This window comes from Streptomyces pristinaespiralis (assembly GCF_001278075.1).
GTDB lineage: Bacteria > Actinomycetota > Actinomycetes > Streptomycetales > Streptomycetaceae > Streptomyces > Streptomyces pristinaespiralis.
In genome coordinates this window covers 2,627,240-2,650,786 of record NZ_CP011340.1, presented here as the reverse complement: position 1 = coordinate 2,650,786, position 23,547 = coordinate 2,627,240, and the positions used below count along the sequence as shown (strand labels likewise).

Below are 23,547 nucleotides of genomic sequence, written 5' to 3'. Positions count from 1 at the left end.
TGGGCACCGCCCCGCCGATCACCCGTAGATCTTCGACTTTCGACTTTCGAGAGAGATTCAAGGACATGGCGAACTACACCGCCGCTGACGTCAAGAAGCTCCGCGAGCTCACCGGCGCCGGCATGATGGACTGCAAGAAGGCGCTGGACGAGGCCGAAGGCAACGTCGACAAGGCCGTCGAGGCCCTGCGCATCAAGGGCCAGAAGGGCGTCGCCAAGCGCGAGGGCCGTTCCGCCGAGAACGGTGCCGTCGTCTCCCTCATCGCCGACGACAACACCTCCGGTGTCCTCGTCGAGCTGAAGTGCGAGACGGACTTCGTCGCCAAGGGTGACAAGTTCCAGGTCGTCGCCGGTGCGCTCGCCGCGCACGTCGCCAAGACCTCCCCGGCCGACCTCGAGGCGCTGCTCGCCTCCGAGATCGAGCCCGGCAAGACCGTCCAGGCGTACGTCGACGAGGCCAACGCCAACCTCGGCGAGAAGATCGTCCTGGACCGCTTCGCGCAGTTCTCCGGCGCGTACGTCGCCGCCTACATGCACCGCACCATGCCCGACCTGCCCCCGCAGATCGGTGTCCTGGTCGAGCTGGACAAGGCGAACGCCGAGCTCGCCAAGGGCGTCGCCCAGCACATCGCCGCCTTCGCGCCGAAGTACCTCTCCCGCGAGGACGTCCCGGCCGAGGTCGTCGAGGCCGAGCGCCGCGTCGCCGAGGAGACCACCCGCGCCGAGGGCAAGCCCGAGGCCGCGCTCCCGAAGATCGTCGAGGGTCGCGTCAACGGCTTCTTCAAGGAGGCAACCCTCCTCGGCCAGCCGTACGCGCTCGACAACAAGAAGTCCGTCCAGCAGATTCTGGACGAGGCCGGCGTCGCCCTGAAGCGCTTCACGCGCATCAAGGTCGGCATCTGAGTCCGTACGCTACGGACACCGGACCCCGGTAGGGTCTGAAGCAGTCGTCGTCGGTGTTCGCGCCGGACGATCGCAGATCTGACGAGGAGGCCATTGCCGTACGGGAAACCGCAAGGACCCACTGGCAATGGCCTTCTTCGCATGTGCACGAGGAGATCTCCATGAATCAGGGCGCCGCACAAAGCGACGACAACCACGGCAAGAAGTCCGGACGCTTCATGCTGAAGCTGTCCGGCGAGGCCTTCGCCGGAGGAGGGGGTCTGGGCGTCGACCCCGACGTCGTACACGCAATCGCCCGCGAGATCGCCGCGGTCGTACGCGACGGGGCAGAGATCGCGGTCGTCATCGGCGGAGGCAACTTCTTCCGCGGGGCCGAGCTCCAGCAGCGCGGCATGGACCGGGCCCGCTCGGACTACATGGGCATGCTCGGCACCGTCATGAACTGCCTCGCCCTCCAGGACTTCCTGGAGAAGGAAGGCATCGACTCGCGTGTCCAGACCGCCATCACGATGGGCCAGGTCGCCGAGCCGTACATCCCGCTGCGCGCCGTGCGCCACCTGGAGAAGGGCCGCGTCGTCATCTTCGGCGCCGGTATGGGCATGCCCTACTTCTCCACCGACACCACCGCCGCCCAGCGGGCCCTCGAGATCGACGCGGAAGCGCTGCTCATGGGCAAGAACGGTGTCGACGGTGTCTACGACTCCGACCCCAAGACCAATGCGGACGCGGTCAAGTTCGACGCGCTCGAGTACGGCGAGGTGCTGTCGCGCAACCTCAAGGTCGCCGACGCCACGGCGATCACGCTCTGCCGTGACAACGCCCTGCCGATCCTCGTCTTCGAGCTCCTCGCCGAGGGCAATATCGCCCGGGCCGTCAAGGGTGAGAAGATCGGCACGCTCGTGAGCGACCGGGGCACCCGAGCCTGATCCCGGGGCGCTCCCTCGAGGGATGGACAAAGTCCTGCCGGTCGGACACCGTGCAGGCAATACGCGACGCAGGTCCCGCCGGCCCAGTGGTACGAGCCGGGCCAACCTCAAGACACGCAGGAGCAAGTGGTGATCGAAGAGACCCTCCTCGAGGCCGAGGAGAAGATGGAGAAGGCCGTCCTGGTCGCCAAGGATGACTTCGCCGCGATCCGCACCGGACGTGCGCACCCGGCGATGTTCAACAAGATCGTGGCGGACTACTACGGTGCACTGACCCCGATCAACCAGCTGGCCTCGTTCTCGGTTCCCGAGCCGCGGATGGCCGTCGTCACGCCGTTCGACAAGACCGCTCTGCGCAACATCGAGCAGGCGATCCGCGACTCCGACCTGGGCGTCAACCCGAGCAACGACGGCAACATCATCCGTGTGGTGTTCCCGGAGCTCACCCAGGACCGCCGCAAGGAGTACATCAAGGTCGCCAAGACCAAGGCGGAGGACGCCAAGATCTCGATCCGCTCCGTGCGCCGCAAGGCCAAGGAGACGATCGACAAGCTGATCAAGGACGGCGAGGTCGGCGAGGACGAGGGCCGCCGCGCGGAGAAGGAGCTCGACGACACCACCGCGAAGTACGTCGCGCAGGTGGACGAGCTGCTCAAGCACAAGGAAGCCGAGCTGCTCGAGGTCTGATGAACGACTCTTCCTGGGGGGCCCCGCACGGCGCCGGATACGCCGGAGCATGGCCGCCGCCCGACCAGGGGCCCCTCCCGGCGGGTCCCGCATACGAAGGGCGCGACGCGCAGCACACGCGTCCCATGCCCGTCGTGCCGGATTTTCCCGACGCAGGTAGAGACGCCGAGGACCACAGCGGCGGCGAACACCGCGAGGACCGTGACCAGGGGGCCGCTCGGCCGGGCGGCCCCCTGTTCCGCGACGAGATGCCGCAGGAGCCCATGCCCACCCCGCCGCCGTCGGGCGACCCCACTCCGCAGCCCTCCGCCCGGCCCGGACCCCCGCAGAAGAAGCGGGCGGGCCGGGACCTTCGCGCGGCGATAGGGGTCGGGGTCGGGCTCGGCGCGGTGATCGTGGTCTCTCTGTTCCTGGTCAAGGCCGTCTTCGTCGGCGTGATCGCCGTCGCCGTGGTCGTCGGCCTGTGGGAGCTGACCTCCCGGCTCGAGGAACGCAAGCAGATCAAGGCTCCCCTCGTCCCCCTCGCGGTGGGCGGCGCGGCGATGGTCGTCGCCGGCTACGTCCGCGGGGCGGAGGGCGCATGGGTGGCGATGGCGCTCACGGCGCTCGCGGTCCTCGTGTGGCGGATGACGGAGCGGCCGGAAGGCTATCTGCGGGACGTCACGGCCGGCGTGTTCGCCGCCTTCTACGTCCCCTTCCTGGCGACCTTCGTCGCGCTGATGCTGACGGCGGACGACGGTCCGGAGCGGGTGATCACCTTCCTGCTGCTCACGGTGGTCAGCGACACCGGCGCGTACGCGGTCGGCTGGCGCTTCGGCAAGCACAAGCTCGCGCCGCGCATCAGCCCCGGCAAGACCCGCGAAGGGCTCCTCGGCGCGGTGTCGTTCGCGATGGCCGCGGGGGCGCTGTGCATGCAGTTCCTCATCGACGGCGGCACCTGGTGGCAGGGTCTGCTGATCGGCCTCGCGGTCGCCGTCAGTGCCACGCTGGGCGACCTCGGCGAGTCGATGATCAAGCGGGACCTCGGCATCAAGGACATGGGCACGCTGCTTCCCGGACACGGCGGCATCATGGACCGGCTGGACTCCCTGCTGCCCACGGCACCGGTGGTCTGGCTGCTGCTGGTGCTCTTCGTGGGATCGGGCTGACCCTGTCTTCTCGTCCGTGAGGGCTCGCTGTCCACCGGGCAGCGAGCCCTCCGCCTTTTCTCGCGCCCCGGCGGCCCAAGGCCCGGGCCCGGCGGGCCGGTTCACGTGGTCGCCGGGTGGGGCGGTGGCTGCCGGGTGCGTCGGGTCGTCGGCGGCGCCGTGGCGAACTGCCTCGGTGCCGAGAACAGCCGGGAACAGGTTCATAACCGAGACGTTTTATCCGTTTATGTGTATCTCTTCAGGGGATTTTCTGGTTGGTACGGAAACAGGTATTGCCAGGGGGTGAGCGGATGTCTACAGGCACCCTTCTCGCGATCATCCTCCCGGTCGTCGCAGTGGTCGCCGTGCTGGCCGCGCTGGGCTGGTACACCGTGCGCCGGCGCCGTCTCCAGGCGCGGTTCGGCCCTGAGTACGAGAGGACCGTCGAGGACACCGGCAGCAGGGGCGCTGCCGACCGCGAGCTGAGCGCCCGGGAGAAGCGGCATGACGCCCTGGACATCAAGCCGCTGTCGTCCGGCGTCCGTGACCGCTATGCCCAGGACTGGCAGAAGGTCCAAGGCGACTTCGTGGACCACCCGGAGGAGGCCGTGCACGAGGCGGACCTGCTGGTGGCGTCGCTCATGCGGGAACGCGGCTATCCCACGGACAACCTCGCGCAGAAGCTGCAGGACCTGTCCGTGGAGCACGGCAGGACCGTGGAGCACTACCGCGCCGCCCACGACGTCAATGAGCGCAGCCTGCAGCACAGGGCGAACACCGAACAGCTGCGTGGGGCGATGGTGCACTACCGCGCGTTGTTCGACGAACTGCTCTCGGACGGCGGGCCTCGTCAGGCCCACACATGAGCGCCTCATGTACCAGAACTCTTCGACCACGAGGACGGATGAGAGATGGAACGCGAACACACACCACGGCCGGCGGAGAGCGGACTGTCGACGGACGACATCGCCGCCCCGCTGGAGAGGGACACGGGCCGCGGGCCCGAGGCGCAGTCCCCTGAATTCCCCGGTGGAACCGCTGAAGTGAGGCCGGAGGCCGACGCGTCGACGTCGACGGCCCCTGAGGTGACGCCGGAGGCCGACGCGGCGCCGACGGCGCCCGGAGCGACACCGGAGGCCGACGTCTCGCCGACGGGAGCTTCGGCCGTCTCCGAGGAGACGGAACCCGCGCCGGACGCGTCCGCACGAGAGGAAGTTCCGCAGCTGCTGACTTCAGAGGACGAGGAAGGATTCCGGACGCGCTGGCAGGAGATCCAGAACCGGTTCGTCGACGACCCGCGTGAGGCCGTCCACGAGGCCGACGGTCTGGTGGCGGATGTCATGCAGACCCTCGCCAGCACGTTCTCCCAGCACAAGCAGGACCTGGAAGGGCAGTGGAGCCAGGGTGACGAGGCCGACACGGAGGACCTGCGCATGGCCTTGCGCAAGTACCGGTCGTTCTTCAACCGCCTGCTGTCGAGCTGAACCGCCGTAGCCGCGGCATGCGGCTGTTGACCGCCCAGGACGAGCCGCCCTCGGCAGTCCTGGGCGGCGGCGCGGCGATGCCGGCACGGAGGGGACGGCGGCCCCACGGCGCCGGATGCCCGGCTCCCGGGCCCGACGATCACCCTCCCCGCGGGGCAGCGGGCCATGCGCCGGCGTCTGCGACACTGGATGCACCATGCCCAAGCCCGGAGAACTCACATTCGTCGCGCCCCGCGGAGCCAAGAAGCCGCCGCGGCACCTTGCCGACCTCACGCCCGCCGAGCGCAAGGACGCCGTCGCCTCGATCGGCGAGAAGCCGTTCCGCGCCAAGCAGCTGTCCCAGCACTACTTCGCGCGGTACGCGCACGACCCCGCCCAGTGGACCGACATCCCGGCGGCCGCACGGGAGAAGCTCGCCACCGAGCTGCTGCCGGACCTGATGTCCGTGGTGCGGCACATCTCGTGCGACGACGACACCACCCGTAAGACGCTGTGGCGCCTGCACGACGGCACGCTGGTCGAGTCGGTGCTGATGCGCTACCCGGACCGGGTCACGATGTGCATCTCGTCGCAGGCCGGATGCGGGATGAACTGTCCCTTCTGCGCCACCGGTCAGGCCGGCCTCGACCGGAACCTGTCGACCGCCGAGATCGTGCACCAGATCGTCGACGGCATGCGGGCCCTGCGCGACGGCGAGGTGCCCGGAGGGCCGGCCCGGCTGTCCAACATCGTCTTCATGGGCATGGGCGAGCCGCTCGCGAACTACAAGAGGGTGGTCGGGGCGATCCGCCGTCTCACCGACCCCGAGCCGGACGGTCTGGGGCTCTCGCAGCGCGGGATCACGGTCTCGACCGTCGGCCTGGTCCCGGCGATGCTCCGGTTCGCGGACGAGGGCTTCAAGTGCCGTCTCGCCGTGTCGCTGCACGCCCCCGACGACGAGCTGCGCGACACCCTGGTCCCGGTCAACACCCGCTGGAAGGTCCGCGAGGTCCTCGACGCCGCCTGGGAGTACGCGGAGAAGTCGGGCCGCCGGATCTCGATCGAGTACGCGCTGATCCGCGACATCAACGACCAGGCCTGGCGCGGCGACCTCCTCGGCCGGCTGCTGAAGGGCAAGAGGGTCCATGTGAACCTCATCCCGCTCAACCCGACGCCCGGCTCGAAGTGGACCGCCTCGCGTCCCGAGGACGAGAAGGCGTTCGTGGAGGCCATCGCCGCGCACGGTGTGCCGGTCACGGTCCGGGACACCCGCGGTCAGGAGATCGACGGCGCCTGCGGGCAGCTGGCGGCGCAGGAGCGGTGACCGAAGGGCCGTCGGCCATGGCTGATACTGTGCCCTGTGCGTTCGCACAAATGAACAACAAAACATTCCGACAGGGGAGCGCACCACAGCGCTGAGAGTGCGGCGAGGCCTTCACGGCCACGGGCCGCAGACCCTCGGACCTGATCCGGGTCATACCGGCGTAGGGAGTCAGCAGCATCATGAACAGCCAGCTTCGGCGTGCCGTCCGCACGGCACTCGTCGGCGCCGTCGGCGTCTGCGTCCTCGCGGCGTGCGGCGGGGAGTCCAAGGACAAGGACCCGTCCGGCGGGGCGAGCGGCCCGAAGACCGTGACGCTCGTCAGCCATGACTCCTTTGCGGCGTCCGACGCCGTGCTGAAGGAGTTCACCGCGCGGACCGGCTACACGGTCAAGGTGCTCAAGAGCGGCGACGCGGGCACCGCGCTCAACAAGGAGATCCTGACCAAGGGCTCCCCGCAGGGCGACGTCTTCTTCGGCGTGGACAACACCCTGCTGTCCCGCGCGCTCGACAACGACCTCTTCACGCCGTACGAGGCCAAGGGCCTCGACCAGGTCGCGCAGGAGGTCCAGCTCGACGCCGGCAAGCACCGCGTGACGCCCGTCGACACCGGCGACATCTGCGTCAACTACGACAAGAAGTTCTTCGCCGACAAGAAGCTCGCGCCGCCGCGGACCTTCGCCGACCTGGCGAAGCCCGAGTACAAGAACATGCTGGTCGTCGAGAACGCCGCGACGTCCTCGCCCGGCCTCGGCTTCCTCCTCGGCACCATCGGCGAGTACGGCGAGTCGGGCTGGCAGGGCTACTGGAACAAGCTCAAGGACAACGGCGTCAAGGTCGTCGACGGCTGGGAGCAGGCGTACAACGAGGAGTTCTCCGGCTCCGCCGGCGGCAAGAAGGCGGGGGCCGACCGCCCGCTCGTCGTCTCGTACGCCTCCAGCCCGCCGGTCGAGGTCCTGTACTCCGAGCCGCAGCCCGCCCAGGCGCCCACCGGTGTCGCCACCGGCACCTGCTTCCGCCAGATCGAGTTCGCGGGCCTGCTGACGGGTGCGAAGAACGAGGCGGGCGGCAAGGCGCTGCTGGACTTCCTGATCAGCAAGAAGTTCCAGGAGGACATGCCGCTGAACATGTTCGTCAACCCGGTGGTCGAGGACGCGAAGCTGCCGGAGCTCTTCACCAAGCACGGTGCGGTGGTCGAGAAGCCCGAGACCGTCGCCGCGGACACCATCGCGAAGAACCGTGAGCAGTGGGTCCGGTCGTGGTCCTCGCTCGTCGTGAAGTAAGGACGTCCCTGCGCGGGAACGCGGCTCGGCTGGCCCTGATGGCCGGCCCTGTCGCGTTCTTCGCCGTCTTCTTCGCCTACCCCGTCGCCGCGATCGTCGGACGCGGCCTCCACGCCGACGGAGTCTGGCAGTTCGGCCGGTTCGGCGAGGTGCTGGGCCGGCCGGACATCCGCGACGTGCTCTGGTTCACCACCTGGCAGGCCCTGGCGTCCACGGCACTGACCCTGCTGATCGCGCTGCCCGGCGCGTACGTGTTCGCCCGGCTCGATTTTCCCGGGAAGCGGCTGCTGCGCGCGGTGGTCACCGTGCCGTTCGTGCTGCCGACCGTCGTCGTCGGTACGGCGTTCCTCGCGCTGCTGGGGCGCGGCGGACTCCTCGACGAGCTGTGGGGGATCCGGCTGGACACCACGGTGTGGGCCATCCTCCTCGCGCACGTCTTCTTCAACTACGCCGTCGTCGTACGCACCGTCGGCGGCCTGTGGCAGCAGCTCGACCCCCGTCAGGAGGAGGCCGCACGGGTGCTGGGCGCGGGGCGCCTGGCCGCCTGGCGCCGGGTGACGCTGCCCGCGCTGGTGCCCTCGGTCGCCGCGGCCGCCCTCATGGTCTTCCTCTTCACCTTCACCTCCTTCGGTGTCGTGCAGATCCTCGGCGGCCCCGCCTTCTCCACCCTCGAGGTGGAGATCTACCGGCAGACCGCCGAGTTCCTCGACCTGCCGACGGCGGCCGTGCTGACGCTGGTGCAGTTCCTGGCGGTCGGTGCGGTGCTGGCCGTGCATGCCTGGACGGTGCGGCGGCGGGAGAGCGCGCTGCGGCTCGTCGACCCGGCGCGCACCGCGCGACGGCCGCACGGCGCTGTTCAGTGGCTGCTGCTCGGCGGCGTCCTCACCACGGTGGTGGTGCTGCTCCTGGTGCCGCTCGCGGTGCTGGTCGAGCGCTCCTTCGACACCCCGGCCGGTTACGGATTCGGCTACTACCGGAAACTGGGCACCGTGGACCCGTCCGGCGGCGTGTTCCTCGTGCCGCCGATCGACGCCGTGTGGAACTCGCTGCGCTACGCCCTGGCGGCGACCGCCATCTCGGTCGTCGTCGGCGGCCTCGCCGCGGCCGCCCTCACCCGCCGTGCGGGCAGGCTGGTCCGGGGCTTCGACGCCCTGCTCATGCTGCCGCTCGGTGTCTCCGCCGTGACCGTCGGCTTCGGCTTCCTCATCACGCTCGACGAACCGCCGCTGGACCTGCGGGCCTCCTGGATCCTGGTGCCGCTCGCCCAGGCGCTGGTCGGTGTGCCCTTCGTCGTCCGCACGATGCTGCCCGTGCTGCGCGCCGTCGACGAACGCCTGCGGGAGGCGGCGGCCGTCCTCGGCGCGTCACCGCTGAGGGCGTGGCGGGAGGTCGATCTGCCGCTGGTGCGCCGGGCGCTCGCGATGGCCGCCGGGTTCGCGTTCGCCGTCTCCCTCGGTGAGTTCGGCGCGACCGTCTTCATCGCCCGGCCCGACAATCCGACGCTGCCCGTGGCCGTCGCACGGCTGCTGGGACGGCCCGGGGAGCTCAACTACGGGCAGGCGATGGCGCTGAGCACCATCTTGATGGTGGTGTGCGCGGTGGCGCTGCTGCTGCTCGAACGCGTCCGTGACCGGTCCACCTCCGAGGAGTTCTGATGGCGTTGCTGGAACTGGCGGGCGTGACCGTACGGTTCGGTCCGCGCACCGCTCTGGACGCGGTGGACCTCCACGTCGCCGAGCACGAGATCGTGTGCCTTCTCGGACCGAGCGGCAGCGGCAAGTCGACGCTGCTGCGCGTGGTCGCCGGGCTCCAGGGTGCCGACGCGGGGCGGGTGCTGCTCGGCGGCGCCGACCAGGCGCGCGTACCGGTGCACCGGCGCGGGGTGGGGCTGATGTTCCAGGACCATCAGCTGTTCCCGCAGCGGGACGTCGGCGGCAACGTCGCCTTCGGCCTGCGGATGCACGGTGCCGATCGCGGGGAACAGGTCCGCCGGACCGAGGAGTTGCTACAGCTGGTCGGCCTGCCGGGTGCCCGGCGGAGGTCCGTCGCCGCCCTGTCCGGCGGCGAGCAGCAGCGTGTCGCCCTCGCCAGGGCGCTGGCGCCGGAGCCGAGACTGCTGATGCTCGACGAGCCGCTCGGCCAGCTGGACCGTGGTCTTCGGGAGCGGCTCGTCGTCGAACTGCGCGACCTCTTCGGGCGGCTGGGCACGACGGCGCTCGCCGTCACCCACGACCAGGGCGAAGCCTTCGCGCTGGCCGACCGCGTCGTCGTCATGCGGGAGGGCAGGATCGCGCAGGCAGGGACCCCGCTGGAGGTCTGGCAGCGGCCCGCGTCCGCGTTCGTGGCCCGCTTCCTCGGTTTCGACAACGTCATGGCGGCGACCGTCGAGGGCACCGCCGCGCACACCGAGTGGGGGAAGGTGCCGGTGCCGGACGGGTCCCCCCAAGGGGCGCGGACGGTGCTCGTACGACCCGACGGTGTGCGGCTCACCGACCCCTCGGAGGGCCTGCGGTGCACGGTCGAGTCCCGCACCTTCCGCGGGAGCCATGTCGCCGTGCGGCTGCGCCCGGAGGAGGGGCCCCCGCTGGAGGCGGAGTGCTCCCTCGGGAAGGCCCCGGCCCTGGGCACCGCGGTGGGCGTGGTGTTCGCCGCCGACGAGGTGGTGGTGCTCGGACCGGACGCCCCTCAGTGAGCGTCCGCCAGCAGCCGTCGCAGGGCGCCCGGTGCCTCCTCGACCGAGTCGACGAGGGCGATCCGCGACTCCATCGACCGGCCGCGCGCGAGTGATCGCAGCAGCGGCCACGCGGGCAGATGGTCCGTCCAGTGGTGACGGTCGACGAGCACCATCGGGGTCGGTCCGCCGCGCGACTCGTAGTAGTTCGGCGTGGCGTTGTCGAAGATCTCCTGGAGTGTCCCTGCGGCGCCCGGCAGGAAGATGACACCCGTGTTCGAACTGGCCAGCAGGCCGTCCTCGCGGGTCGCGTTGGCGAAGTACTTGGCGATGTGCCCGGCGAAGGCGTTCGGCGGCTCGTGGCCGTAGAACCAGGTCGGGATGCCGACGGAGTCGCCGCCCCGCGGCCAGCGGTGACGTACCTCGAACGCGGCCTGCGCCCAGTCGGAGACGGACGGCAGGAACGACGGGGCCTTGGCGAGCAGCAGCAGCGCGTCGTCCAGCATCCCGTCGGGGTGCGGTGCCGCGTACGCGCCCAGGTTGGCGGCCTCCATCGCGCCCGGCCCGCCGCCGGTGGCGACCGTGAATCCGGCACGGGCGAGCTCGCGACCCAGCAGCGCGGCGCCGGCGTACGCGTCGGTGCCGCGGCCCATCGCGTGGCCGCCCATCACGCCCACGACCCGCTCGCCGGCGAGGCGTTCGTCCAGGGCGTCGGAGATCGAGTCGTCGTGGACGGCGCGGAGCATCGAGGCGAAGATGTCGCCGTCGGCCTTCGTCCCCTGGAACCACGCGTAGGCGAGGGCGTCGGGCGTCGACTCGTAACCGCCGTCCTCGAGGCCCTGGAACAGGTCGTCGGGGCTGTAGAGCCGGCCGCCGTACGGGTCGAAGGGCAGATCGGGCACCGGCGGGAAGACGAGGGCGCCGTCCGCGCGGACCTTGGCGGCGGCGTCGGGCTCCATGGGGCAGCCGAGGAACACGGCGGAGGCCGTGTCGGTACGGAGGAGTTCGGCGGTCCGCCCGGTGAGGTCCACGGACTGGACGCGGTGCCCGGCGAGCGAGCCGCGGGCGACCGCGCCGTCGAACTCTTCCAGGGACTCGATCTCGCGGTCGTGCGGGGTGGCCGTCGTCATGCGCCCACGATAGGCGGGCCGGGCCCAGCTCCCCAGCCCGCCCGGCACCGCCGACCTCACCCCGGCGCCGGACCGGGCGGCGCGTCGCCGCCGGTTCGGCTGCGCAGCGGGGCACGTACGAGTGCGGTGGTCGTCAGCGCGTCAGCGGGGTGGCCGCCAGGGCGCCCACCGTCAAGGTCAGGGGGACGAAGACCATGAACAGCACGCCCGCACGCAGCGCCGCCGCCTGTCGCAGGACCGTCGCAGGGGCGCCCAGACGGACCAGGTCCGCCGTCGCCTCCGTGCGGGACTGCCTGGACTCCAGCGCCGCCGTCAGCAGCGCCGCCGTCGTGCACACGACGACCAGGGTGGTCCCCAGCGCCGTCATAGGTCCCCACGGACGCGGGGCGGAGCCGTACGCGGCGACGGCCGCCACCGCTCCCGAGGCCACGGCGCAGAGCACGCCGAGGGGGCGGCCGATGCGCCGGGACTCCGCCATGAGGATGCGGCCGGCCAGCAGCCGCAGCGCGCTCGGCCCGGCCGACTGGAGCAGTCGGCCGCACAGGTGCGTGAGGGCGGGCCCCGCGAGCCACAGGCCGACCGCGGTGAGGGTCCAGCCGACCAGCATGCCGGGCGGCCGGCTGTCGGCCTCCGTGCCGCTCACATAGGTCTCGACGGCCAGGCCCACCGCGATCAGCGCGACGCCCCAGGGCAGTCCGGCCGGGGCGCCGGCGGGCTCCTCCGCTTCGGGGGCCGCGGCGCGCGGCCGAAGGACGAGAGCGGCCGCCGCGGTGCCGAGGAGCGGCACGAGCGACAGCAGGGTCAGAGCGGCGGGCAGCGGCAGCGGCGTTCCGGCGGAGAGCAGTTCGGCCGCGGCCCCGTCGAAGGGCAGCCCCGTCAGGTCGCCCCGCAGATGCAGGAAGAACAGCAGCGCGAGCACGCTGCCGAGCGTGCAGGAGAGTGCGGTGGAGGACGCGGCGAGAACGGCGAGGCGCACGGGCCCGAGTCCGATCGCGGAGAGGCCGGAGCGTGGCCGGGTCCCGGGGTCCGTGCGGGCCACGGCCACCGCGAGGTACACCGTGGCGGCCAGCGGCAACACGCACCACAGCAGGCGCCCCACGGAGGACCGGTCGTCGGGATGCGACAGCGCGTACATCAGTGTGCACAGCAGCAGGAAGCCGACACCCGCCGATGCCGCCGCCACCGTGAGCCGGCGCAGCAGTACCAGTGGATGCGACCCGCGCGTCAGACGGAGAGCGAGCACGCGGCCCGCCCTTCGGCGTCGGCGGTCGCCCGGGATCCCACCCGCCGCCCGTCGGCGAGCGTGATCGTGCGGTCGGCGACGGCCGCGGCGTCCGCGTCGTGCGTGGCGAGCACCATCGTGATCCGGTGCGAGCGGACGGCGGCGGTCAGCGTGCGCAGCACCTGGGCGCGGTCCTGGCTGTGCAGCGACGCGGTCGGCTCGTCGGCGAAGAGGACGGACGGGGTGGTGACCAGGGCCCGTGCGACGGCGACGCGCTGCTGCTCGGCACGGAGCAGCGCGTGGGGGCGCTTGCCCGCGCAGGTGCCGATGTCCAGGCGTTCCATCCACTCCATCGCGGTGGTCCGCGCCGCCCGGCGGGAGACGCCGGCGAGCAGCAGCGGCAGAGCGGTGTTCTCCCAGGCGTTGAGCTCCGGCACGAGCGTGGGCTCGGGGTCGATCCAGCCGAAGCGGTCGCGCCGCAGCCGCTCGCGTACCAGGGCCGGCATGGTGTGCACGGGGGAGCTGTTGAACCACACCTCGCCCTGCTCTGCGACGAGTTGTCCGGACAGGCATCGCAGCAGTGTGGTCTTGCCGCTGCCGCGCGCGCCGAGCACGGCGAGGATCTCGCCCTCGCGCACGCCGAGCGACACGCCCACGAGGGCCGGGGAGCCGCGGTGGGCGTGGTGCAGGGAGCGAGCCCAGATCACATCGTTGTCGGGCGGGGCCACCATGACGTACACCTCGGTTCTGATCAGATTTCCCGCCCCCCGTACGGGGGAACGAAGGCAGGGCCGATCGGTCACTGGGCACGCTAAGGAGTCACTGCCGGGGTACCGGGAAGCACGCGGCCCGGGCACCGTCCATCTCACTCGGATGGAGGTACCCGGGCCGCGTGCGGGGAGGGCGGGGCGGGATCAGAGCTTGGTCCACGCCTCGGCGAGGACGCCGCGCAGGATCTGCTCGATCTCGTCGAACGTCGACTGGTCGGCGATCAGCGGCGGCGCCAGCTGGACCACCGGGTCGCCGCGGTCGTCGGCCCGGCAGTACAGACCGTTGTCGTACAGCGCCTTGGAGAGGAAGCCGTACAGGACGCGCTCGGTCTCCTCGTCGTTGAACGACTCCTTGGTGGCCTTGTCCTTCACCAGCTCGATGCCGTAGAAGAAGCCGTTGCCGCGGACGTCGCCGACGATCGGCAGGTCGTGCAGCTTCTCCAGGGTGGAGCGGAAGGCGCCCTCGTTGTCGAGCACGTGCTGGTTGAGGCCCTCGCGCTCGAAGATGTCGAGGTTGGCGAGGCCCACGGCCGCGGAGACCGGGTGGCCGCCGAAGGTGTAGCCGTGCAGGAAGGTGTTGTCGCCCTTGTAGAACGGCTCGGCCAGGCGGTCGGAGATGATGCAGGCGCCGATCGGGGAGTAGCCCGAGGTCATGCCCTTGGCGCAGGTGATCATGTCCGGCACGTAGTCGAACTTGTCGCAGGCGAACATCGTGCCGAGGCGGCCGAAGGCGCAGATGACCTCGTCGGAGACGAGCAGCACGTCGTACTGGTCGCAGATCTCGCGGACCCGCCGGAAGTAGCCGGGCGGCGGCGGGAAGCAGCCGCCGGCGTTCTGCACGGGCTCGAGGAAGACCGCGGCGACGGTCTCCGGGCCCTCGAAGAGGATCTGCTGCTCGATCTGGTCGGCGGCCCAGCGGCCGAAGGCCTCGGGGTCGTCGCCGTGGATCGGGGCGCGGTAGATGTTGGTGTTCGGCACCTTGTGCGCGCCGGGGACCAGCGGCTCGAAGGGGGCCTTCAGGGCGGGGAGGCCGGTGATCGACAGGGCGCCCTGCGGGGTGCCGTGGTAGGCGACCGCACGCGAGATGACCTTGTACTTGGTGGGCTTGCCCTGGAGCTTGAAGTACTGCTTGGCGAGCTTCCAGGCGGTCTCGACGGCCTCGCCGCCGCCGGTGGTGAAGAAGACCTTGTTGAGGTCGCCCGGCGCGTGGTGGGCGAGGCGCTCCGCGAGCTCGACCGCCTTGGGGTGGGCGTAGGACCACACGGGGAAGAACGCGAGCTCCTGAGCCTGCTTGTAGGCGGTCTCCGCGAGCTCGTGCCGGCCGTGGCCCGCGTTGACCACGAAGAGGCCGGCGAGCCCGTCGAGGTAGCGCTTGCCCTTGTCGTCGTAGATGTAGGTGCCCTCGCCACGCACGATGGTGGGCACGGGTGCGTGCTCGTACGACGACATGCGGGTGAAGTGCATCCACAGGTGGTCGTAGGCGGTCTTGGAGAGGTCCTTGCTCACGGCTATCGGGTTCCCCACATATAGGTCTGCTTCTTGAGCTTGAGGTAGACGAAGCTCTCGGTGGAGCGCACGCCGGGGAGCGCACGGATCCGCTTGTTGATCACTTCGAGCAGGTGGTCGTCGTCCTCGCAGACGATCTCCACCATCAGGTCGAAGGAGCCCGCGGTCATCACCACGTACTCGCACTCGGCCATGGCCGTCAGCGCGTCCGCCACGGGGTCGAGGTCCCCCTCGACCTTGATGCCGACCATCGCCTGGCGCCGCAGACCCACGGTGAGCGGGTCGGTAACGGCGACGATCTGCATCACGCCCTGGTCGAGCAGCTTCTGGACGCGTTGCCGCACGGCCGCTTCGGAAAGGCCCACGGCCTTGCCGATCGCGGCGTAAGGACGGCGACCGTCCTCCTGGAGCTGTTCGATGATCGCGAGGGAGACCGCGTCGATCGTCGGGGTCGACGAACCACCTGCGGTCCCGTTCCTGGAGTCTGCGCTACGACTGGCCACAACCTCACTCTGCACCGGGACTCGTCTGTCTGGCAAGCCCTGAGCGATGAAATTCGTTGTTATGGGGGTCGAACTTCACTGAATCCGAAGTTGGAGAGTGGCGGGCCTGTTGAAAACGTCCGAGAAGAGATTAGGGTGGGGTGTCTCACCCATCGGACACGACAGGAGGGGTGGCAACAGTGACCACCGAGCTGCGTCGACTGCGCAACTACATCAACGGGGAGTTCAAGGACGCCGCCGACGGCCGGACGATCGACATCGTCAACCCCGCCACCGGCGAGGTCTACGCCACGTCGCCGCTCTCCGGGCAGGCCGACGTCGACGCCGCCATGGACGCTGCCGCGGCCGCCTTCCCCGCCTGGCGCGACACCACGCCCGCGGAGCGCCAGAAGGTGCTGCTGAAGATCGCCGACGCGATCGAGGAGCGGGCCGAGGACCTGATCGCGGCCGAGTCGGAGAACACGGGCAAGCCGATCGGGCTCACCCGCACCGAAGAGATCCCGCCGATGGTGGACCAGATCCGCTTCTTCGCGGGCGCCGCGCGCATGCTCGAGGGCCGCTCCGCCGGCGAGTACATGGAGGGCCTGACCTCCATCGTCCGGCGCGAGCCGGTCGGTGTCTGCGCCCAGGTCGCGCCGTGGAACTACCCGATGATGATGGCGGTCTGGAAGTTCGCGCCGGCGCTCGCGGCGGGCAACACCGTCGTGCTGAAGCCGTCGGACACCACGCCCGCCTCGACCGTGCTGATGGCAGAGATCATCGGCGCCATCGCGCCCAAGGGCGTCTTCAACGTCGTCTGCGGCGACCGCGACACCGGCCGCGCGATGGTCGAGCACCCGGTCCCGGCGATGGCGTCCATCACCGGTTCGGTGCGTGCGGGCATCCAGGTCGCGGCGTCCGCGGCCAAGGACGTCAAGCGTGTCCACCTCGAGCTCGGCGGCAAGGCCCCGGTCGTGGTCTTCGAGGACACCGACATCGAGAAGGCCGTCGAGGACATCTCGGTGGCGGGCTTCTTCAACGCCGGCCAGGACTGCACCGCGGCGACCCGCGTGCTCGTGCACGAGTCCATCCACGACGAGTTCGTCTCCGCGCTCGCCAAGGCGGCGGCCGCGACGAAGACCGGCGCGCCGGACGACGAGGACGTGCTGTACGGCCCGCTGAACAACGCCAACCAGCTGGACCAGGTCACCGGCTTCATCGACCGGCTGCCGGCGCACGCCAAGGTGGAGGCGGGCGGTCAGCGGGTCGGCGACAAGGGCTACTTCTACGCCCCGACCGTCGTCTCCGGTCTCAAGCAGGACGACGAGATCATCCAGAACGAGGTCTTCGGCCCGGTCATCACCGTCCAGTCCTTCTCCGACGAGGCGCAGGCCCTCGAGTGGGCGAACGGCGTGGAGTACGCGCTGGCCTCCTCGGTGTGGACCAAGGACCACGGGCGGGCGATGCGGATGTCCAAGGCCCTCGACTTCGGCTGCGTGTGGATCAACACCCACATCCCGCTGGTCGCCGAGATGCCCCACGGCGGCTTCAAGAAGTCCGGCTACGGCAAGGACCTGTCGGCGTACGGCTTCGACGACTACACGCGCATCAAGCACGTGATGACGTCGCTCGACGGCTGACCTCAGGGGCCTTCCATAACGTCAGAAGGCCGCGCGCCCGGTGCACTCGTGCACCGGGCGCGCTGTCGTTCGGGCGGCGCCGCAAGCATTTTGAACATGTTCACTTCTGCCGTAGGGTGCCCGTATGAGCGAGCGAGCAGCCCTCTTGCGGGGGATACGCCGGTGGTTGGTCCTCTTCGTCGTGTGTCTGGTGCTCAGCGGGGTGACCGCCTTCCCCCTGGTGACCGAACTGCGCCTGATCGAGGATCTGCTGGGCTCCTCCGCCTCGCCCGTCCCCGAACGGATGCCGGCCTTCATGGAGTGGATCGTGCGGGTGCGGGAAGGGCTCGACGCGACCGAGGAGAAGTATCCGTTCGTGCTCTACGGCACGGACTGGCTCGCCTTCGCCCACCTGGTGATCGCCGTCGCCTTCTACGGGCCCTACCGCGACCCCGTCCGCAACATCTGGGTCGTCGAGTTCGGCATGATCGCCTGCGCCGGGATCATTCCGCTCGCCCTGATCTGCGGCCCGATCCGGGGCATCCCCTTCTGGTGGTCCGTCATCGACATGTCCTTCGGCGTCTTCGGTGTGATCCCGCTGTACCTCGTCCGCCGCAGGATCAAGCGGCTCGAGGCGCTGACGGCGCCGGCGGCCGCGGCGGGACCGGTGCCGTCAGCGGCCTGAGGAGCGGCCAGATCCGCTCGCGCCCCTCGCATGCTTGCCCCGGCGAACACGTAACGGGCGAGCATCCGCACCGGTGGTGTCGAGTCCGCGCGGGCCCTTACAACTGCTCGAAGTGGAAGGAGCGGATGAAGCAGTCGCGCGGTTGGCCGATCGCGAAAAAGACGCAGTCGAGCACGGATTGGGCGGTCAGCGGGTTGCCGGCGGTCCGGGAGGCATGTTCCCAGGTGGCGTCGAGTGGGTCGCCGTCCGTGAAGTCCGGTGGGTAGAGCGAGATGACACGGATGCCCTCAGGGCGGAGTCGCTGAGAGAGGACGTCGGCGAAACCGGCTTGCGCGGCTTTGGCCGCGTAGAACGCGGGGTGTGCCTGAGAGCGGTGGTTCCGGGCTTCCGCAGCCGAGGAGACCAGGTTGACCACATCGGCACCAGGGGAAGCGCGCAGCAACGGGAGGAAGTGCTTGACCGTGAGCAGGGTGCCGGTGGCTCCGGATGCGATGGTGTCGGTGATCGCGTCGTCGTCGGCATCCCACAGGTCGGGGCCTTCCAGGTAGCGGGCACCGTTGTTGATCAGCACGTCCACGTGGTCGGTGTGGGCGGCGACCCCCTCCGCGAACGCCCTTACGGAAGCCGGGTCGGCCAGATCACAGCCGAACGCGTCGGCTCTCGCGCCGCTGTCCGCCGCCACCTCATGGGCCACGGTCTGTGCCGCAGCCGGAGAACGAGCGGAAACGAACACCTGAGCCCCCGACCGGCCCGCGTGCAAGGCCAACGCTCGCCCGAACCCACGCCCGGCCCCGGTGACGACCACCGTGCTCCCTGTGAGATCCATGCACGTACCTCCTCTGTGTTGATCATCGCGAGCGTAGCCCTGGTGTCGAACAGGTGGCCCGCCTCCCTCAGTTGCAGCGCGATCGGGGAGTTCACTGAGCACGCCCGGGGCAGCACGAGCATCACCCGGCCGGTCTTCAAAGAGCGCCATCAATGTTTCGGGGGCGTGACCGGAGTGCCCCGGCGGCCTTTGACCTTTGAGCTGCGGCTTCAGGCCGGCCGTGGCTCACCGACCGTCAGGCGCCCCGAAGGTGGCGACGATGATGTCCATCACCACCGGGTTGGCGTCTTGCCCCTTCGCGTCCGTCGAGTTGACGCTGTAGGCGAGCGTGCGTGACAGGTCCCGGGTACCGCCCATGCCCGAGTTGTAGCCCCAGCGGCCGCCGGTCTTGCCCCAGACCTCGCGGCCGCCCAGCCGCCAACGGCTCATCCCCACGCTGTGGCTCGCCGTCCCCTTCTTCAACTGCGGCAGGGTGAACATCTCCTCCAGCAACGGCCCGCGCACCACCCGTCCGCCGAACAGCGCCCGGGTGAAACGCTCCAGATCGGCCGTGGTGGAGATGAGGTCACCCGCGGCCCAGGCGTCCGTGGCGCCCCAGACGCTGACGTCGCGCAGTTCCTCACCGCCGTCCGCGGACGCGAAGACCTGGTACCCGTGGTTGTGCCGGCCGTGGATGCGCGGATCGGAGCCCGGGTAGGAGGTGTCGCGCAGCGCGAGCGGCCGCAGGATCCGCCGTGCGACCTGGTTCTCGTACGTGTCCCCGGTGACCCGCTCGATCAGCAGACCAGCGATCGTGTAACCGATGTTGAGGTAGTGCTGCTGCTCGCCGGGCGGGAACTCCCGCGGCTTCGACGTCGCGGAGCGCACCATGTCCCGCGGGTCGTGCAGGTCGAAGCGGTTCTCGTACCAGTCGTCGACGTCGTCCCCCTCGAAGTCAGGGGCCGGTATCCCGCTGGTGTGGTTCAGCAACTGGCGCACGGTCACGGCCTCGTAGGCCGCGGGGATCAGCTCCGGAAGGTAGTAGCGGGCCGTCCGGTCCAGGTCGATGCGCCGCTCCGCGGCCAGCTGCAGAACCGTCGCCGCGGTGAAGACCTTGGTCACGGAGCCGGCCCGGAACCGTCCGGCGGGGTCGGCCGGGCGGCCCGTCCGCAGATCGTGCACGCCGGCACTGCCCCGCCACTGTCCGCCGCCGCCGACGCGGACCAGGGCCGCGGTCGCCCTCGCCGTCGCCGGATCGCGCACCGCGTCGATCACGGCGCGAAGAGCGGCCGCGTCCGGCCCCGACGGCAGTGCGGCGACAGGCGCGTCGGCGGCGGGCGTGCCGGCCGTGGCGGGGAGGACGGAGGGGCCGCCGGCAAGACCCAGGACGAGCGCTGCGGCGAGGACGGTTCGGGTACGGGCCTTCATGATGCGTGCTCCAGGATGCCGTGACGTCGGGTGACGGACGTCTCTCATCCTGCTGACGGGAGCAGCCGTGCGGATCGCCGGAGCGGGCGGTCTTCCCTGGCTCAGCCGCTCGCCGGTGCGGGGGAGCCGCAGGCGCCTGCTCCCCCGAGCGGGGGAGAGCCCGCCGCGATGAGTCCGCTCTCGTAGGCGCAGATCACCGCCTGGATCCGGTCCCGCAGCGCCAGCTTCGCCAGCACGTTGCCCACATGGGTCTTGACCGTGTGCTCGCTGACCACCAGCTCGGCGGCGATCTCGGCGTTCGAAAGGCCGCGCCCCAGCAGCAGCAGGGTCTCGCGCTCCCGCGTGGTCAGGGACTCCAGCCTGCCGTCCGGCTGCGGGACGCGAGGGACGGCGCGGGTGTACTCCTCGATCAGCCGGCGGGCGACGGACGGTGCCAGCAGCGAGTCCCCCCGCGCCACCACGCGTACCGCGTGGACCAGATCGTCCCGCCGCACGTCCTTCAGCAGAAAGCCACTGGCCCCCGCGTGCAGCGCCTCGTACACGTACTCGTCGGAGTCGAAGGTGGTCAGCATGACGGTCCGGCAGGCAGAGACGGTGCTGATCTCGCGGCACGCCTCGATGCCGTCCATGCGCGGCATACGGATGTCGAGCAGGGCCACATCGGGGGAGTGGCGGCGCACGGCCTCGACGGCCTGCGCCCCGTCGCCCGCCTCGGCGACCACCTCGATGTCCGGCTGCGCGTCAAGGATCATCGCGAAGCCGCTGCGGACCAGCTCCTGGTCGTCCGCGACCAGCACACGGATCGTCAACGTCCCACCTCCCGACGGGAGTTTACGTCCCCGGCGGCGCCCCGTACGTGCCGGTCGGGACCGGCAGGACGACCCTGACCTCGAAGCCCCTGCCGCCGGGCCCCGCGCCGGCGCTCGCGGTACCGCCGTGTGCCGCCGCCCTTTCCCGTATGCCCGTCAGCCCGTGGCCGCCCGTCGTCCCCGGGGCGCCCGCCGGGCCCGGCCCCCGGCCGTCGTCGGTGACGGTGATCTCCAGGGCGCCCGGGCCGTGGCGGAGCAGGACGGACGCCCGGGCGGGCCCGGCGTGCTTGACCACGTTCGTCAGCGCCTCCTGCACCACTCGGAACACGGTGGCCCCGGTCGCCGGCGGCAGTGCCCGCGCCGTTCCCTCCGTACGGCAGGAGACCTCCAGACCACCGGCCCTGACCCGGTCGATCAGGGCGGGCAGGTCGCCGGCGTCCGGCTGCGGTGCCCGGGGCGCCCCGGGCTCCTCGTCCTCCCGCAGCACCCCCAGCATGCGGCGAAGCTGCGCCATGGCGTCACGCCCCGCCTCGGATATCGCGTCGAACGCCGCTTCCGCCTTCTGCGGCTCCGTGCGGACGGCGACCGGCCCCGCTTCCGCCTGCACGATCATCAGGCTCACCGCGTGGGAGAGGATGTCGTGCATCTCCCGGGCGATCCGGGCCCGTTCCCGCGCGGCAGAGCGTTCCGCCTCGATCCGGTTCGCCCGCTCCAGCTGCGCCGCCCGGTCCTCGACCGCCGTGATGTACGCCTGTCTCGTGTCGGCGAGGCGCCCGGAGGCATAGGCCGCGCCGAGGACGAACAGCGAGAACGTCAGCTCCCGCAACGACCGGCTGTTCAGCCACACGGACGCCCCGACGACCGGCGGCAGCGAGAGCAGAACGCCCAGGCGCTTGGCCGGCGGCGACAGCGCGGCGATCGTGTGCACCACCACCAGCCCCGTGTACGGCAGCGGCTGGCCCGGCCCGTCCAGCGCCACCTGGTACAGGCCGCCGGCCGCCAGCACGGCCAGCAGCACGGCCACCGGAGCGCGCCGCCGCCAGACGAGGGGCAGCACCGTCAGGGTGGTGAGTCCGTACGCCGCCCAGGTCGCCGGAGGCGCCCCGACGGGACGCGGCACCACGAACGGCATGGTCATCGCCGCCTGCACCAGAAGCGCGACCCCGATGTCGACACACCATGGATTGGCCCGCGCCAGGGCCCGCGCCCTGGCGGCCGTCCGCCGCGTGTCCACTACGGCTTGCGGCCCACCGCGCCGAACTGCGGCACCTCCGCCGCCGCCGGGGCGCCCCAGCGCGCGCACGAGACGATGCCCGGTTCGACGAGCTCCAGGCCCTCGAGGAACGAGGCGAACTCCATACGGCCGCGCGCGGTGATGGGCGGGGTCGCGTGCTCGTTCCAGAACGCCATCGCCTCCCTGTTTCCCTCGCCGCCGAACTCCAGAGTGGGGTGGGTGAGGACCAGATGGCTGCCGGACGGCAGCGCGTCCATCAGGGTCCGGACGATCGACCGTGCCTGGTCGGTGTCGAGGACGAAGTTGAGGATGCCCAGCATCATCACGGCGACGGGACGGCGCAGATCGAGCGTCGCCGCGGCGGAGCGGAGGATGAGATCGGGGTCGTGGGCGTCGGCGTCCACATACTCGGTGACGCCCTCCGGCGTGCCCGCCAGCAGGGCGCGTGCGTGGGTCAGCACGACAGGGTCGTTGTCCACGTAGACGATCCGGGCATCGGGCGCGATGCGCTGCGCCACCTCATGGGTGTTGTCGGCGGTCGGCAGCCCCGTGCCGATGTCGAGGAACTGGCGGATGCCCGCCTCGCCCGCCAGGTACGACACGGACCGGCGGAGGAACGCCCGGTCCGCGCGGGCCACTTCGGCGATGCTCGGGAACATGCCGGCTATCCGGTCGCCGACCTGCTGATCCACCGCGTAGTTGTCCTTGCCTCCCAGCCAGTGGTTCCACACGCGGGAGTTGTGGGCGATGTCGGTGCGGATCCGCATCGTCACCTGCGAGGTCCCTTCGGGGAGCGCGAGTCTTCGAGGACGGCCCGCAGGGCGTCGACCCGGTTGGTGGTGATCGAGTCGACGCCGCAGCCGATCAGTCGCCTCATCGTACGGCGGGTGTCCGCCGTCCACGCGGAGACGAGCAGACCGTCCCGGTGCACACGGTCCGTCAACTCCCGCCCGATGAGGCCGAAACGGTAGTTGAGCCAGCGCGGCCTCACCGCGTCCAGCAGCGCGGGCCGCGGCGGCGCCAGCGTCGTCCAGGTCATCGCGATCTCCGCGGCGGCGTCGGCCGCACGGACCGCGAGCATCGTCGCGGGACCGGCGCAGTAGTACACGTGCTCCGCCGCACCGCAGTCGCGGACGGTGTCCACCACGCGCCGCACCGACTCCGGTGACGCACCGGGCAGATCGATCATGATTCGGTGCGGGCCCGCTCCGGTCAGCGCCTCACGGAGGGTCGGCACACCGGCACGGGTGAGGCCGTCGACCTCCTCCTTCGTGAGCCCCGCCAGCGGCCGGTCATGACCCCACAACCGCTTCAGGGTCGCGTCGTGCAGCAGCACGGGGACACCGTCCCTGGTGAGCCGTACGTCGATCTCGACCGCGTCCGCGCCGTGTTCCAGGGCCGAGCGCAGCGAGGGCAGGGTGTTCTCCCGGAACCGGTACGGGTCGCCGCGGTGGGCGACCACCGTCACCGCGCGCAT

The 23,547-nt window shown here is 70.7% G+C and carries 23 protein-coding genes and 1 riboswitch; of the genes, 12 read left to right on the top strand and 11 right to left on the bottom strand.

The window, feature by feature from the left end:
• The first annotated feature begins 65 nt into the window (after positions 1-65).
• The 10 genes from tsf to SPRI_RS10940 all read left to right on the top strand — a co-directional run bounded on the left by tsf (position 66) and on the right by SPRI_RS10940 (position 10,401).
• A complete protein-coding gene (gene tsf / locus SPRI_RS10985; protein ID WP_005311333.1) occupies positions 66-902 on the top strand; it encodes a translation elongation factor Ts in 837 nt (278 codons plus the stop codon).
• Between the two features lie 161 nt (positions 903-1,063).
• Positions 1,064-1,828, top strand: coding sequence for a UMP kinase (gene pyrH, locus SPRI_RS10980; RefSeq protein ID WP_037776247.1), 765 nt, complete (start codon positions 1,064-1,066; stop codon positions 1,826-1,828).
• A gap of 129 nt (positions 1,829-1,957) precedes the next feature.
• Positions 1,958-2,515, top strand: a complete 558-nt coding sequence (frr, locus tag SPRI_RS10975) for a ribosome recycling factor (protein WP_005311329.1) — start codon at positions 1,958-1,960, stop codon at positions 2,513-2,515.
• A complete protein-coding gene (locus tag SPRI_RS10970) occupies positions 2,515-3,663 on the top strand; it encodes a phosphatidate cytidylyltransferase (protein WP_005311327.1) in 1,149 nt (382 codons plus the stop codon). The genes frr and SPRI_RS10970 overlap by 1 nt, the downstream gene beginning before the upstream one ends.
• A gap of 290 nt (positions 3,664-3,953) precedes the next feature.
• The gene (locus SPRI_RS10965; protein WP_005311326.1) at positions 3,954-4,508 is read left to right on the top strand and encodes a hypothetical protein; all 555 of its coding nucleotides are present in this window, start codon (positions 3,954-3,956) and stop codon (positions 4,506-4,508) included.
• Positions 4,509-4,553: 45 nt separating this feature from the next.
• Positions 4,554-5,126, top strand: a complete 573-nt coding sequence (locus SPRI_RS10960) for a hypothetical protein (protein ID WP_005311325.1) — start codon at positions 4,554-4,556, stop codon at positions 5,124-5,126.
• Positions 5,127-5,322: 196 nt separating this feature from the next.
• Complete coding sequence (gene rlmN / locus SPRI_RS10955) at positions 5,323-6,429, top strand: 23S rRNA (adenine(2503)-C(2))-methyltransferase RlmN (RefSeq protein WP_005311324.1); 1,107 nt, start codon at positions 5,323-5,325, stop codon at positions 6,427-6,429.
• Between the two features lie 62 nt (positions 6,430-6,491).
• Positions 6,492-6,613: riboswitch (TPP riboswitch) on the top strand.
• A complete protein-coding gene (locus SPRI_RS10950; RefSeq protein WP_005311323.1) occupies positions 6,609-7,709 on the top strand; it encodes a thiamine ABC transporter substrate-binding protein in 1,101 nt (366 codons plus the stop codon). It overlaps the preceding riboswitch by 5 nt.
• A 38-nt stretch (positions 7,710-7,747) precedes the next feature.
• A complete protein-coding gene (locus tag SPRI_RS10945; RefSeq protein WP_037773651.1) occupies positions 7,748-9,364 on the top strand; it encodes an ABC transporter permease in 1,617 nt (538 codons plus the stop codon).
• Positions 9,364-10,401: an ABC transporter ATP-binding protein gene (locus tag SPRI_RS10940; protein ID WP_182327821.1), complete on the top strand. Its 1,038-nt coding sequence runs from the start codon at positions 9,364-9,366 to the stop codon at positions 10,399-10,401. Before SPRI_RS10945 ends, SPRI_RS10940 begins: the two co-directional genes overlap by 1 nt.
• Here SPRI_RS10940 and SPRI_RS10935 read toward each other — a convergent pair.
• The 5 genes from SPRI_RS10935 to SPRI_RS10915 all read right to left on the bottom strand — a co-directional run bounded on the left by SPRI_RS10935 (position 10,395) and on the right by SPRI_RS10915 (position 15,526).
• On the bottom strand, positions 10,395-11,510 hold the full coding sequence (locus SPRI_RS10935; RefSeq protein WP_053556886.1) for an LOG family protein: 1,116 nt from the start codon (positions 11,508-11,510) through the stop codon (positions 10,395-10,397). The genes SPRI_RS10940 and SPRI_RS10935 overlap by 7 nt on opposite strands.
• A gap of 133 nt (positions 11,511-11,643) precedes the next feature.
• A complete protein-coding gene (locus SPRI_RS10930) occupies positions 11,644-12,753 on the bottom strand; it encodes a hypothetical protein (RefSeq protein WP_005311319.1) in 1,110 nt (369 codons plus the stop codon).
• On the bottom strand, positions 12,735-13,463 hold the full coding sequence (locus tag SPRI_RS10925; RefSeq protein ID WP_037776245.1) for an ABC transporter ATP-binding protein: 729 nt from the start codon (positions 13,461-13,463) through the stop codon (positions 12,735-12,737). The genes SPRI_RS10930 and SPRI_RS10925 overlap by 19 nt, the downstream gene beginning before the upstream one ends.
• Before the next feature lie 183 nt (positions 13,464-13,646).
• Entirely contained in the window at positions 13,647-15,026 is a 1,380-nt protein-coding gene (locus SPRI_RS10920) for an aspartate aminotransferase family protein (protein ID WP_005311316.1), read from the bottom strand.
• Complete coding sequence (locus SPRI_RS10915; RefSeq protein WP_037773650.1) at positions 15,011-15,526, bottom strand: Lrp/AsnC family transcriptional regulator; 516 nt, start codon at positions 15,524-15,526, stop codon at positions 15,011-15,013. Before SPRI_RS10915 ends, SPRI_RS10920 begins: the two co-directional genes overlap by 16 nt.
• Positions 15,527-15,690: 164 nt before the next feature.
• Between SPRI_RS10915 and SPRI_RS10910 the strand changes: the two genes are divergently transcribed.
• Entirely contained in the window at positions 15,691-17,130 is a 1,440-nt protein-coding gene (locus SPRI_RS10910) for a gamma-aminobutyraldehyde dehydrogenase (RefSeq protein WP_005311312.1), read from the top strand.
• A 124-nt stretch (positions 17,131-17,254) separates the two neighbouring features.
• On the top strand, positions 17,255-17,794 hold the full coding sequence (locus SPRI_RS10905; RefSeq protein WP_005311310.1) for a hypothetical protein: 540 nt from the start codon (positions 17,255-17,257) through the stop codon (positions 17,792-17,794).
• Between the two features lie 97 nt (positions 17,795-17,891).
• On the opposite strand, the gene SPRI_RS10900 is transcribed toward SPRI_RS10905, so the two are convergent.
• The 6 genes from SPRI_RS10900 to SPRI_RS10875 form a co-directional block, all read right to left on the bottom strand.
• Positions 17,892-18,620 (bottom strand): SDR family oxidoreductase, encoded by a 729-nt coding sequence (locus tag SPRI_RS10900; RefSeq protein ID WP_005311308.1) that lies wholly within the window; start codon positions 18,618-18,620, stop codon positions 17,892-17,894.
• A gap of 225 nt (positions 18,621-18,845) precedes the next feature.
• Positions 18,846-20,027, bottom strand: a complete 1,182-nt coding sequence (locus tag SPRI_RS10895; protein ID WP_037773648.1) for a serine hydrolase domain-containing protein — start codon at positions 20,025-20,027, stop codon at positions 18,846-18,848.
• A gap of 101 nt (positions 20,028-20,128) precedes the next feature.
• On the bottom strand, positions 20,129-20,836 hold the full coding sequence (locus SPRI_RS10890; RefSeq protein ID WP_037773647.1) for a response regulator transcription factor: 708 nt from the start codon (positions 20,834-20,836) through the stop codon (positions 20,129-20,131).
• Positions 20,837-20,858: 22 nt separating this feature from the next.
• Positions 20,859-22,070, bottom strand: a complete 1,212-nt coding sequence (locus tag SPRI_RS10885) for a sensor histidine kinase (protein WP_053556885.1) — start codon at positions 22,068-22,070, stop codon at positions 20,859-20,861.
• On the bottom strand, positions 22,070-22,837 hold the full coding sequence (locus SPRI_RS10880; protein WP_037773645.1) for an SAM-dependent methyltransferase: 768 nt from the start codon (positions 22,835-22,837) through the stop codon (positions 22,070-22,072). The genes SPRI_RS10885 and SPRI_RS10880 overlap by 1 nt, the downstream gene beginning before the upstream one ends.
• A gap of 2 nt (positions 22,838-22,839) precedes the next feature.
• Complete coding sequence (locus SPRI_RS10875; protein WP_005311298.1) at positions 22,840-23,547, bottom strand: glycerophosphodiester phosphodiesterase; 708 nt, start codon at positions 23,545-23,547, stop codon at positions 22,840-22,842.